Origin of the sequence: Chitinophaga sp. YIM B06452 (assembly GCF_039655965.1) — a bacterium.
Taxonomy (GTDB): Bacteria; Bacteroidota; Bacteroidia; order Chitinophagales; family Chitinophagaceae; genus Chitinophaga.
Genome location: NZ_JAWLKY010000001.1, coordinates 1,292,188 through 1,306,324 on the forward strand (window position 1 = coordinate 1,292,188; position 14,137 = coordinate 1,306,324).

A 14,137-nucleotide genomic window follows, 5' to 3' on the forward strand; every position below is an offset into this window, starting at 1 on the left:
ATGAAGCGGGGTTGCTTCATTCCGGCAGATTTTTGTTTTGTGCCAGCCAATTACTGCTATCTGATAATAGTGATGGTTCCGCGTTTCTGTACGGTCGTGCCATCCTGCAGGGTAGCGCGGAGTGCGTAGTTGTATACGCCTACCGGCTGTTTCTTCCCGCTCATGGTGCCATCCCATCCGCGGCCTTTGTCTCTCGTTTCAAATACCTGCTGACCCCACTGGTTGTATATCCTCATTTCAAGCGTTGCAATGGTGGTGCCGTATACATACAGGATGTCGTTGGTACCGTCGTTGTTCGGCGTGAATGCGTTCGGCACGAAGATGAGGTTGCCCGCAGGGTTATCCGTGCTGCCGCCGCCCTGGAACCATGCGCTGTTTGCACAGGCGCTGGCGCCTACAGACATCACCTGGAGGGTGACAACCTGGTTCGGCTGGAGGTTGGTAACAGTATGGGTAGTGCCTGTGAGGCCGGAGCTCGGTTGCGTGAAGGTTATACCGCCGTCTGTGGATACCCTGTAGCCCAGCGCTCCTGCTATCGCATTCCATGTGAAGGTCACTGAATTGGCCGTTCTGTTGGTCAGTGATACCGTTGGTGCAGGCAGTGCTGCGTAAATGTTCACAGTCACCGGTGTGCGCGTTGCGCTTACGCATCCGCCGTTATAGCTGGCTGCTACATAATAGGTGGTTGCTGCGGTGAGGCCCGGGGTGGTGAACACCGGTCCGGTGAATATTGCGTTGCCGCCTGTTGCGGATGTATACCAGCTGAAGGTTACGCCTGCATTGGCAGAGCTTGCTCTCAGCGTTGCGGTGCTGTCCGGGCAAACGGTGCCGGCGTCTGCTGTCACAACCGGCGCAACCGGTATGTTGCCTACAGTTGCGGACGCTTTAGCCCTGCCTGCGCTGGCGCAGCCGCCGCCTATCACAGCTTCAACATACACGTCGAGGTTGGCAGTGAGCGCCGGCGTTGTGAAGCTCGGGCTTGCGCTGCTTTGCAGGAGGTTACCGTTCACTGCGGCATCGTACCAGCGGTAAGTGGTATTCGGCAGCGGGTTTTGTACTGTGAAGGTGGCTGTTGAGCCGGTGCAAACCGCTACGGTACCGCCATTCACTAATGCAGGCGTGCCCGGTGCATCCGCGGCTATGAGTATCACCTGGCTGCGGCCATTGCTGGCGCAGGTTCCGCCGGTTACTACTGCTTCAACATACACAGTATCCCTGGTGTTGAGCGGGCTGGCGGTGGTGTACACTGAACCGGTGAAGAGAAGGGTTCCTCCGATCGGCGCGTCGTACCAGCGGTATTGCAGGTCGGTGCGCGGGTTGAGAATGCTGGAGGTTGCCCTGGTGCCGCGGCATACGGTTACCGTGCCAGCGGTTACCGCAGGTACTGCAGGGCCGCTGGTGATGGTTACGCTCACCCTTGTGCGCGTTCCGCTGGTGCAGTTGGTGGAATTCAGGGCTTCCACATAGAAGTCTTTATTAGCCGTGATCGGGCTGGTGATGTAAGTCGTGTTGGTAGACAGTACCGTACCGCCCGTTGGCACATCGTACCAGCGGTAAGTGAGGCCAGGCTGTACGTTCGTTACATGCAGGGTTGCAGTGTTACCGGCGCATACAGACTTGGTTGCCGCATCCACTGTTACAGCAGCCGGAACAGGATTCACTGTTACGGTTACCGTGGTTCTGCCCGCGCTGGTGCAGGTACCGCTTGCTGCTTCCACGTAATAGGTGGTGGTAGCGGTTACGCCTGCCGGCGCAAAGGTTGTGCCCTGTGCCAGGCGTGTACCGCCTGTTGCAGTGCTGTACCAGCTGTAAGTAAGCCCTGGCAGCGGGTTGGTAATGGTAAGGCTTACAGGCGCGCCAAGACAAACGGTGGTGCTGCCGCCCACAACCGGTAAGGCCGGTGGTTCGGTAACGGTTACGTCCACTTTTGTAAGGGCTGCACTGCCGCATCCGGCTGCGCTTTCAGCTGCCACATAATAATCAGCCGGGCCGGTGATGGCGGCGGTGGTATATGCGGTGCCGGTGAACAGCAAGGTGCCGCCCGGGGTATCATACCATTTGTAAGTGATGCCTGCTACCGCGTTCGTTACACGCAGGGTAGCCGTCGCGTTGCGGCACACCGCCACGCTGGTAGCCTCCACGGTCGGCGCGACAGGTCCTGCCGCTATCGTTACGGACACTTTGGTCCTGGTGGTGCTGGTGCAATTGCTGGCATTCACTGCTTCAACATAGAAGTCTTTATTAGCGGTGAGCGCCGCGGTAACATAATCCGGCGTAGCAGCCAGCACTGTGCCGCCTGTTGGCACATCATACCAGCGGTAAGTGATGCCCGGTTGCGGGTTGGTCACATGCAGGTCGGCGGTGTTGCCGGTGCAGACTGTTTTCGCAGTGGCGTCCACAGTTACGGCCGGCGGAGCCGGGTTCACGGTAACGGTTACAGAAGTTCTGCCTGCGCTGGTGCAGGTACCGCTCGCAGCTTCCACGTAATAAGTAGTGGTGGCGGTTACGCCTGTTGGTGCGAATGTGGCTCCCTGTGCCAGGCGCGTTCCACCTGATGCAGCGTTGTACCAGCTATAGGTAAGCGCGGGCAGCGGGTTCTGGATGCTCAGGCTGATCGGGCTGCCCTGGCATACTGTTGTGCTGCCTGTGATCACCGGCAATGCGGGCGCATCAGTTGCGGTCACGCTTACCTGCGTGAGGCCTGTGCTGCTGCAACCGCCTGCACCTACCGCTTCAACGTGGTAGGTGGCGTTGGCCACTACTACACCGGTTGTATAAACCGCGCCGGAGAAGAGCAGGTTGCCACCCGGAGCGTCGTACCAGTTATAGGTAACGCCGGCCTGCGGGTTGCTTACACGCAGGATCGCCTGCGAGCCGCGGCATACCGCTACATTGGCGGATTCAACTGTTGGCGGCGGCAGTACGGCTACTACGCTCACTGCCGCTGTTGCACGGCTGGTGCTGGCGCAGTTGCCTGTGCCTACTGCTTCTACGAAGAAGGTAGCCGTATCGGTCAATGCATTGGTAGTAATGCTGGCCCCTGTGAAGAGGAGTGTGCCGCCGGTCGCCGCGCTGTACCAATTGTAGGTCACGCCCGGTTGCGGATTGCTTACAGAGAGCGTAGCCTGCTGGTTACGGCATACGGTGGTTACCGGGCTGGCCAGTACCGGCACAGCCGGTGTGGAGTTCACATTCACCGTCACCTGCAACCTGCCGCTGCCGTTGATGCAGCCGCCTGTGTTGTTCACAGCATCCACGTAGTAGATCGTGGTAGCAGACAGGTTCGGCGTATTGAATGTTGCGCCGGTGTGTATCGGTGTTCCGCCGGATTGTACTGCATACCAGCGGATCGTGAGCCCTGCGGTTGTAGAGGTCACTTTCAGGATAGCGGTATTGCCGGAGCAAATGGTAAGGTTGTTGGATTCAAGAACCGGATCTGCAGGAGCTGTGCCAACGGTCACCGTTACCGGCACCCTGGTAGTGTTGCCGCATGTACCGTTGTATGCTTCTGCATAGTAAGTGGTATTAGCAGTGAGTGCCGGGGTAGTGAACACACTGTCCAGCGACAACGGCGCACCGCCGGAAGCCGCGGCGAACCAGCGGATGCTGTGCGCCGGGTTTACGGTTCTTGCCTGCAGTATAGCGGTATTGCCGGAGCAGATGGAAGTATCCCCGCTCACGATCACCGGCGCATCCGGAACCGGCAGCACCGTAATAGTAACCGGTGTGCGGATCGGATTCACGCAATTGGTGGATGCGCGGTAGCTTTCTGCATAATAAGTGGTAGTGATTGTAAGCGTACCGGTGGTGTACACTTTGCCGGTGAATACAGGCACGCCGCCAACCGCTTGTGTATACCAGCGCACGGTTGCACTGTCTGAGGCTGTGGCCGTCAATGTCGCCTGGCCGCCGGCGCAGAGCGTTGTGCTGGTAGCCGTTACCCTGGGCGATGCCAATACGCGGTTCGCATAATAAATGTTCATGTTCAGCAATGCACCCACAAGGCTCCTGAGCCTGATTTCCACTCTTGTATATGGAGCACCTGGCGCAAACAGCACCGCCTGTTGATTAGCGCCGCCCAGCAGGACGATGCTTAAAGCACTGCTGCTCAGCGAGCGGGTGTCGTTGTTGGAAGCGGCGCCATTATAAGAGGTCACTTCGATGTTGGACAATGCCGCCGCATCCAGCAAACCTGCCGGGGTGGAGAACCTGATCTTCACGGTGTCTCCTGCTGCTGCAAGCCCGCCGAAATCGAAGGTGTAAGCCACGTTCGCGGCAAGGCCAACCGGCACCTGGATGTTCGCGAAATTGGTGGTATCAGTATCTACGGCGTTATCAGGATTGGTCACAGCACAAAGCAGGCAAATACCGTTCACCACGTTGGTTTGCGCGTTCGCGAAGTCGCAGCCCGGGTTAAAGTTGCGGTTCACGTTCACGGTAACGGACGTACGGGTTGTGCTGGCGCAGCCGGTCGGCGCCACAGTTTCCACGAAGTATTTGGTGGTATTGGCAAGCTGCGGCGTTACGTACTGTGCTCCTGTGAATATGGGCGCTGTGCCCAGTGAATCCAGGTACCAGCGGTAAGTGGCGCCGGCAGTGGCCGATGTAGCGGTAAGCGTTGCCGTCTGCCCGTATTCGATGGTGCCGGATGCAGGCAGTATGCTTATTGTCGGCTTCGCAGGCGCGGGGTTCACCTGTACGGTCACAGACCGCGGTGTTGCGCTGATGCATTGTCCGTTGGCCGCAGCTACGAAGTAAGTGGTGGTTGCATTCAATGCGGGTGTAGTGAATACCGGCCCGCTGAAGATAATGCTGTCCAGCGCGGCGCTGGCGTACCAGTTGAAAGTAACGCCCGGCGTTGCAGAGCTTGCGGTAAGCGTTGCCATACCGCCCGCACAGATAGATGTTGTACCGGCAGGCGTGATATCAGGCGTACCCGGACGAACGGATATATTCACCTGTACCGCGGTGCGTGAAGTGCTTGCGCAGCCTCCGGAGGATACGGTTTCTGCATAGTACACCACCGAGCTGTCCAGCACCGGGGTGGTGAACGTTGCCCCGGTGAATATAGCCGTGCCGCCCGTTGGTACATCGTACCAGCGGAAAGTGGCGCCCGCCGGGCCTGTTGCCCTGAGAACGGCGCTGCTGCCGCTGCAGGTCGTAACAGAGGTGCTTTCAAGCGTCGGCGCAACCGGAACGCTGTCTATATCTACCACACCGCGTGTACGTACCGGGTTCGCGCAGTTGGTGGAAGTTTTTATTGCTTCCACATAGAAGGCGGTATCGGTCGTAACAGGGCCGGATTCGAATGAAGTGCCGGTGAACAGCGGCGTACCGCCCGTAGGCGTACTGTACCAGCGGAATATGGTATTGGGCCTGGGCGCCACGCTCAGTGTGGCGGTGCTGCCCGGGCAGGTAGCTACAGTGTCTGACACAAGCACCGGCACTGGCACAAACCGTTGCGCGTAGTGGACATTCACTGCGCTCAGTGCCGTTGCAACACCAGCGTTCATACGCAGTTCCACCCTGTCGAATATCGCGGCGGGCGCAAAGGTCACAAGGGCCTGCGTATTGCCGGGCAACAGGCTGAGGTTAAGCAATCCGCCATTCAGCGTAGTGCGGTCGTTGTTATAGGTAGCGCCGTTATAAGTAGCGAGTTGCAAGGTGCCCAGCAGTCCTGCATCTATAATGGATGCCGGGAAGGAGATCAGCAACCTTACACTGTCTCCCGCGTCGCTTGGAGCGGGGAAGATGAGCGTTTGCTGCACATAGCCTCCCAGTAATCCCGCCACCACATGCAGGGTGGAGAATGTCTGGGTGCTGGCATCCACGGCAGAGCCCTGGTTGTCCACATAACATCCCAGGCAGATGCCGTTGGCATTGCTGATCTGTGTAGTGGCAACATCGCAGGGCGCATCAGGATCGGAGATCACAACATTTGCGATCACAGGGATGCGTATAGCGCTCACACAACCGCTGTCGTTGCTGGCTTCCACGTAGAAAGTGGTGGTGGCATTCAATGGCGGCGTGGTGAAGCTCGGGCCGGTAAACAGCGGCGTACCGCCTGTGGGCACATTGTACCAGCGATAGGTCAGCGTGCTGTCCGGCGTATTGACGTTAAAGGTGGCTGTGCCGCCTTGCGGTATGGTCACTGAATTGGCGGTTACGGAAACCGTGGGCAGACCTACTTTCACGAATACAGGGCTGCGCACTTCACTCGCGCAGGTGGAGCCAGCAGACACTGCTTCCACATAATACACCGCATCGGCGGTGATTTCCGGGGTGGTGAAGGTAGCGCCGGTGAACAGCAGCGTACCGCCAGTGGGAGCGTCATACCAGCGGAAAGTGGCGCCGGCAGGACCGGTGGCATTCAGCACGGCGGTTGAGCCACTGCACACGTTCACCGTATCAGAAGCCAGCGTTGCACGCGGCGTTATTTGCTGTACGTAGAATATGTTGATCTCAGTAAGCGCCGATGCAACACCAGCAATCCTTATTTCTACTTCATCAAACACGGCGGAAGGCGCAAAAGAAACCACCTGTTGTGAGCCGCCGTTCAGCAGCTGCACGTTCAGCAGGCCGTTATTCAATGCTCTCACATCAGCCGCATTTTCTGCACCGTTGTTGCGGGGGCGGATGGTAACATTACCAAGCAATTGCAGGTCAAGCAGGCCCGTGGTGGAACCTACCACTATGCGCAGGCTGTCGCCCGGCGAACTTTGGTTGCCAAACTGGAAACGCTGGTAAGCACCGGCGCCCAACAGGCCCACGGGTACGTGGATAGATGAAGAGGTTTGCGGATTGTCGTCCACCGCCAGGGCTGCATCCTGGACAGAGCACAACAGGCACAGCCCAAAAGTGGAGTTGGTTTGCGTAATGCCGCGGCCGCAGGACAGGTTGGGGCTGGCCGGACCAACAGTTACCGTAATGGGCACTGCGGTACGGATATAGCTCTTCAAACCATCGGGCGTGGAGGCTTCTACATAGAATGTCTTATCAGCGATCAGCACCGGTGTATTAAAGGTAGGCCCGGTGAAGAGCGGCGTGCCGCCTGTAGGCGTGTCGTACCAGCTGAAAGTGGCATCCGGCAGCCTGATGGATGCCGTGATAGTGGTATCGTTGCCGAATGGAACGGTTAATGACGGCGGTGTTGCGGTTACCGGAATGAAGGCGGCCGCTTCGTAGATATTCAAGCTGCTGAGCCCGGAAACAAGCCCGGTAAGATCCACCTGCACACCATCAAAAACAGCATTTACGGGAATGGATACACGGAATTTGCTCACGTTGCCGGTCACATCCACCCCGAGGAGCTGGAGATTCACCAGGTCGTTATCAAGCATAATAGCATCGTTGTTGGGTGTAGCGCCATTGAAGGTCTGCACCCTGATGCCGCCGAGCAACTGGCCGTTGAGGAACTGGCCGGGCACGCCAAGGGTAAAGGAGATGCTGTCTCCTGCCTGGTAGGTGCCGGGGAATTGTATGAGCTGGCCTACGGAGCCGAGGGCGCCCACTGTTATGATGGCCGTTGAAGCAGTTGTGGTATCGCCATCCACTGCCAGGCCGGGGTTCTGCACTACACAGCCCAGGCAAATGCCGCCAACGATGGGGCTTTGCTCGTTATCGCCATATGTCCACAACGGGCCGGGGCCGCCGCCAACAGTAACGGGAACGGCTGTACGGGTAAAGCTTTTCTTTCCGTCCGGCGTGGAGGCTTCTACATAATATTGTTTGCTGCGCGTAAGCGGCGGGGTGGTAAAGCTGGCGCTGGTTCCCAGCGGCGTGCCGCCTGTGGGTGAATCGTACCAGGCATATGTTGCACCCGGCGCTCTCACGCTGGCAGTCATGCTGGCGGTAGTACCTGAAGGGATCACCGGCGCAGGCGGAGTAACGTCTACGGGCATGAAGGCTACTGCTTCATACACGCGCAGGTTGCTCAAAGCGGAAAGCGCTGATGAAGTACCAATGCTCACGCCATCAAATGCGGCATTCACGGGAACGGTTACACGGAATTTGCCGGTGGATCCAACGCCCAGACCAAGAGGTTCCAGGCGCACCAGGTTATTATCGAGTGTAATGGCGTCGCCGTTGGGTGTATTGCCATTGTAAGACTGAACGGTAAGGCCGCCCAGCGCTGCGAGGCTGAACAACTGGTCGGGCAGTTCCAGGTCAAAAGCCACACTGTCTCCCGCTTCGTAGGTGCCGGGGAAATGGATCAGCTGCGAAACGGCGCCCAGTGCGCCTACCGTAGTGGTGATCAGCGAAGAGGTGGTGGTATCTCCATCCACGGCATTATCACCGTCAGTAACGCCACAGCCTACACAAATGCCTGTGATCACCGCCCCGTCCTGCCGGTCACCATACGTCCACAGCGGACCAGGCCCGCCGCCTACGTTCACCGTGGCTGCGGTACGGGTAAAGCTGGTCTTGCCGTCAGGCGTGGAGGCTTCCACATAATAAGTGGTACGGCGGCTCATGGGCGGCGTCACGAAGCTTGCGCCTGAACCAACGGGCGAACCGCCGGTGGGGGAAGTATACCAGTTGAATGTTGCGGTGCTCAGCCTGTTGGCCGCGTTGATGGTAGCGGTTGTTCCGGCAGGCACTGTTTGCACCGCGGGCGTAACCGTTACCGGTATCATGGCGGTGGCTTCAAATACCTGCAGGTTGGCAAGGCCTCCTGCTATGGGTGCAAGTGATATCTGCACTGCGTCAAACGGCGCGGTGGCGGGCAGGGTAACCCTGAATTTACCGGTAGGTCCTACCGCGATACCCAGCAGCTGCGCATTCCCGAGTGCCGTGCTGAAAGCGGCTGCGTCGTTATTGGAAGCAGCGCCGTTGAAGGTTTCCACGCGGATGCTTGACAGGAACTGCGCGCTCAGCAATTGCCCTGCGGGAATAGCCAGGTCGAGGATGATGCTGTCCTGCGCCTGGTAATTGCCTGGGAAGCGGATCAGCTGGCCGGCGGAACTTAATACGCCGAGTGGTATGCTGATGTTGGAAGCAGTAGTCGTATCATGATCTATCGCGAGCCCGGGGTTCTGTACGGAACACCCAACGCAAATGCCACTCAGTTGCGGGCTTTGCTCTGTATCGCCGTAGCTCCACAGCGGACCGTCGGCGCCGCCCAGTGTAACCGGTACCGCGGTGCGCAGGTAGCTGGTCAAACCATCGGGGGTGGAGGCTTCCACGTAATAGGTGGTGCTGCGGGTGAGTTGCGGCGTGGTAAAGGCTGAGCCGGTGTGAACAGCGGTGCCCCCGGTAGGCGTGGTGTACCAGCTGAGGGTAGCGCCAGCCGGGCGAACGGTGCCGTTCAGCGACGCGGTAGTATTATAAGGTATGCGGGCGGGCGAAGGCGTAACCGCAACGGGTATCATGGCGGCTGCTTCGTATATGCGCAGGGCGGCCAGTTCGGCCAGTACTGCGTTCAGTTTTACTTCCACGCCGTCAAACGCGGCAGTGGCGGGTATGCTCACCCGGAATTTATTCGTGCCGCCAATGCCGATGCCCAGCACCTGTACATTGATCAGGTCTGTGCCGAGATTGGTGGCGGCGCCGGCTGTGGCGCCGCCCAGGTAGGGCTGTATGGCGATATTGGTCAGTATTGATTTGGTGTATAATTGCCCGGGAAGTTCCAGGTCGAGGATAATGGAATCGCCGGGCTGGTAAATGCCGGGGAACTGGATAAGCTGCCCCACGCTGCTGAGCGCACCCACAGGGGCGGATAGCAGGGAAGAAGTGCCGGGGTCCGCATCCACGGCGTTCTGCGGATCAGCGACGGTGCAAAGCGCACAGATGCCGCCAAGGCGCGGACTTACTTCCTGGTCGCCATACGTCCACAACAGGCCGGGACCGCCGCCCACGTCTACGGTAACGCCTGTACGAATATAACTTTCACGGCCGTCCGCCGTAGTGGTGGCGGCTACGTAATAAGTATGAACACCGCGGGTAAGCACGGGAGAAGTGAAGGTGGATCCGGAACCGAGCAGGTTGCCGCCTGTAGGCGCATCGTACCAGTTGAAAGTAGCGGCGCCCAGGCGCATGGATGCGTTGAGCGTTGCGGCAGTGCCTGCCGGGGATATCACAGGGCGGGCGCTGGGCGTAATAGTAACGGGCACCATGGCGGTCACCTCATATATGAGCAGGCTGCTGAGCGTGTTAAGCACTGCGCCGATGGTCACTTCCACGCGGTCGAACTGGCCGGGGACGGCCACTACGGCTCTCCGTTTGCCGCTGGCGCCTACGCCGAAGGCCTGTACATTGATCAGCGGGGAGTTGAGCGGTACGTCCAGCACAGGCGTTGTAGAGGTTCCGTTGAACACTGCAAGGCGGATACCGCCAAGCAGCGCGGCGTCCACAATGGCGGAGGGCACCTCAAAATCTACCACCACACTGTCTCCCGCTTCATAAGTACCGGGAAAGATAATACGCTGGCCGGTAGACGCGAGTATGCCCAGCGTGGCATTCACCTGGGCGGCGGTATTGACGTCGCCGTCGTGGCTGAGCGCATCGTTGGTGATGGAGCATAGCGGGCAGAGCAGGATGGAAGGTTTGATCTCCTGGTCGCTTGCGCCCGGGCTGTAAATGGGGCCTGCTGCAAAAAACGCGTTAGCGGCATTGCTGCCGGCGATCAGCGGGGATCTTCCATACCAGTCTTCCGGCACAGCGGAAGCTGTATTGGCTGAGGGATACCACCAGTACTGCGCAAGGGCTGAGGGGACAGCTTTTGCAGCAGCGTGCGCGCCTTCAACCGGCCAACCAAAAAGCCAGGTTACTGAAAAGACAATAAGGGTGCGCAGAAGGCATTTAGGAGTAACATTAAAACTCATATACAATGGTTTGGGTTATAATAAAGTAATGTTTGCTGTAATCGGGACGCCCGAAACGGGCTACCAGCCTGTGTATGAACAGGGGTTATGGTTTTCTGAAAAGCCAATAGTTATACATATAGGAAATGGTTTGCAAGAATGGTTCTGTCAAAAAATCCAGGTATCGGAACTGTTCTTTAGTTTTTGATAGGATACATTCCAGTTAAACAAGTCACAATGATTGATACGATTGATACAGGTATATTCGGAAGCACATGATCTCTGACTCCACGAAATTAAAGGGGTTCGCACATGAAACGATGTGTCATTCTTATTCATTCCTGTGAACAGGATTGAGCTTGTTCATTATTTGAATAGCTGTTCATTTTGTTCATTTTAAAAAAGATTGAACAAAACGCGTTCAAAGAATGTAAGGTGTATTCATTGTGAATGTCACACACCCGTAAAATCAATTCATTTTTATGCATAGCTTTCACTCCTTTATCCATTTCCATCATCCTATTAGAAAGGATTATCCGGCAAAAAAATTTTCTGAAATTTTTTTCCTGTACCATAACCCATCATTTAATTGATAATCAAACCGAAAAACATGTTTGTTCAATTAACTATTTCCTATTCAGTTTATTCATTTACGGAAGCGCCAAATCCAAACATTCATTCGCTTACGTATCTATTCATTCGTACCATTATTCAGGCGTCTCTATAATCCTAATCCATTAATTGTGTGCCCTTATGATCGACCTGTCCTACGACTTCATCATCACCCTGCAGGGTGAGGTGCTGCGACAATTCGGGGTGGAAAATCTTCAGCCAAATCAATGTAAACACCTCGCCCAGGCTATACTTAACCATACCGGAAAACTCGTCAGCGAAACCACACTCAAACGTGTTTTCGGGTTTGCGGTCACGCAACACAGCTTCTCGCGCTATACCCTCAACACACTGGCGCAGTACTGCAGGTTCCGCGACTGGGAAGAGTTCCAGACCCACTTCTACAAAAAAACATTCCGCCGCCCGCCGGAAGACCATTCCAAATGGGGAGACGTGCGAAAGAGAGCTGCCGCCGTTTCGCATTACACCATGCTCACCCTCAAGAACCGCTGCGGCATGCCTTTCGAGAACACCGTGCCCCGGCAATACTGCCTCTCCCACATCGAAAGATTCCTTGAAAGCAGCCACGCCGCCACTGTCCTGATCGCACCCGCAGGCTGGGGAAAATCACTCGCATTGGTACACGCAGCGGAACATTATTGGTTCGGAAGAGACCCTGCGTATCAAAATGACATCTGCTGGTTCATCAACGCGCACGCCGCCGGAAGCCTCCTGCTTAAAGGATTCTCCCTCTCCGCCTGGCTGGACAACCAGCTGAGCCTCGGCAACGGCGACAACTTCCGCGAATACTTCTCCAACCACGCCAACGAAAAAGGCGGCCGCCTCGTGCTCATCATAGACGGCTTCGACGAAATAGCCATGGGCGCGGATAAACTGAAACTGCTCTATAACAAACTCGAAGATTTCGTTTACTCCAACGACCAGCATCCCTGGGTGAAAGTGATCCTCTCCATCCGCTCCAGCACCTGGGGCGAGGTGTTCCACCAAAGCCACCAGTACCCTTCATTCCGCAAATACTGGTACCTGGGCCCGGAAATGGATGAAGACACCAATACCAATATCCCCCTGCTCACCGAACAGGAGGTAAAATCAGTGCTGTATAATTTCGATTTCGACCCGGCCACCGTACGACTGTTCTCAGACAGCTTCCTGCAAAAACTTAGGCATCCTTACTACCTGCAACTCTTTTCACAACTCAATTCCACGCCTGACCAGTCGTTTGTAGACGAGAACCTGAGCCTCTTCGAAGTGATCAGCCGCTTCATCCAGAACCGCGTCTTCAATTCCACCGCCAATTCCTTCAAAGTGCGCATCATTGATAAAATGCTGCAGCTGCTGGATATGGGAAAAGCGGGATTGTATACAGACAAGTGCACACTGCTGAATAAGAACGCAGACCTTTTCCCCGCGTATAAAGAATTGATCGCGGATAATATTCTCGTGGAGGAGAACCTGAGCCAGGAGATCATGTTCAACGTGAAAGTGCGTTTTGCGCACAATTCGCTGCTGGAATACTTCACTGCCATGCATTTCCTGGCGGAGCACGAACAGGCCGTATCCGAACCTTTGCTGCGGCATGTGCTGGATTATTTCCCGCAAAGCCCTTTCCGCATAGCAGTGTTCAAATGGCTGTTGCGTTACGCCATCACGGGCAACCAGGTGGAAAGCATCCGCAATTTTTTCATGCTGCCGCTGGCCACGCTCGAAAAGGCTCACCTGCTCGAATACGTGGTGCTGCATTACCAGCAGGAAGGCTCGCAGCAATTACAGCTCTCCACTATATTCCCGCCGGGCTGGTTCAGGAAGAACCCTTTCAGCCAGTTCATCAACGACGACTTCATTCATTTCAAAAAACGGAAGGTGCTCAATACCCTGCTGGGCATGGCCGAGTCGCCGGACGATAAGCTCAAGATCCGCAGCAACCTTTTTGTGATGGCGCTTATGCAGCTGGATGCGGAACAATGCGAGATAGAATTGTCCAATATCAAAAAGATCTGCACCGGCGGCGAAATGGCCGGTGAAATGTGGATCAGTCCTTACGAAGCCTTCCTTTTCATCTACGAATACCTCAAGTTCGGGCAGGTGGATGAGAAGATGAAAGAGAAGATCTACCATTACGTAGAGCACTGGAACTTCGCCAACCAGAAAACCTTTACCGTAGGGGAAGAAGCCGTGTACCGCGCCATGTGTTTCATTTTTCTCATGCTGGGCGATTACCAGCAGCTGCTGCTGTTTACACAACGGCTTTTCCAGCAGCATCCTTCCATCCTCTTCAACCGTACCGATCCTTTCCGGCTGATGCTGCTTTGCTGGAAGGCCCAGGCGCACATCAGCACCGGCGATATTCCCGCTGCGGCCAGGATCAGCCAGCACGTGGAGAGCGTACTGAAGTTCTATTCCTCCGACTTCTTCAACGGCCGCCATCTTGACACGCTGCAGAAGATCATCGCGGCGCAGATTTATTACCAGGAAAAAGAGTTCAACAAAGCCATCCGGGCCGCAGAATCCGCCATGGATACGGCGCAGAAACTGGACTTCAAAATATTCGCGCTCCTCAATTACGGTGTACTTAACCGAATATACCACCACCTGCAAATGGAAAAGCAGAAGAAAGACGCCCTGCACAAAATGGAGCTGATCCGGGAAAGCACGTCCTTCAAACAGACACTTCCCGCTTTTGAGCCCATATAACAGGGACTGCG

General features: G+C 56.3%; 2 protein-coding genes. One reads left to right on the forward strand and one right to left on the reverse strand.

Annotation, left to right across the window (positions count from 1 at the left end):
- Positions 1-56 precede the first annotated feature (56 nt).
- A complete protein-coding gene (locus R3I13_RS04990; RefSeq protein WP_346316825.1) occupies positions 57-10,823 on the reverse strand; it encodes a gliding motility-associated C-terminal domain-containing protein in 10,767 nt (3,588 codons plus the stop codon).
- A 732-nt stretch (positions 10,824-11,555) separates the two neighbouring features.
- Between R3I13_RS04990 and R3I13_RS04995 the strand changes: the two genes are divergently transcribed.
- A complete protein-coding gene (locus tag R3I13_RS04995) occupies positions 11,556-14,126 on the forward strand; it encodes a hypothetical protein (RefSeq protein ID WP_346316826.1) in 2,571 nt (856 codons plus the stop codon).
- The last annotated feature ends 11 nt before the right edge of the window (positions 14,127-14,137 follow it).

What these genes read in the sequence shown, in the direction of transcription:
- R3I13_RS04995 (WP_346316826.1), top strand. Translation starts at nt 11,556, where the DNA reads ATGATCGACCTGTCCTACGACTTCATCATCACCCTGCAGGGTGAGGTG.
- R3I13_RS04990 (WP_346316825.1), bottom strand. Translation starts at nt 10,823, where the DNA reads ATGAGTTTTAATGTTACTCCTAAATGCCTTCTGCGCACCCTTATTGTC.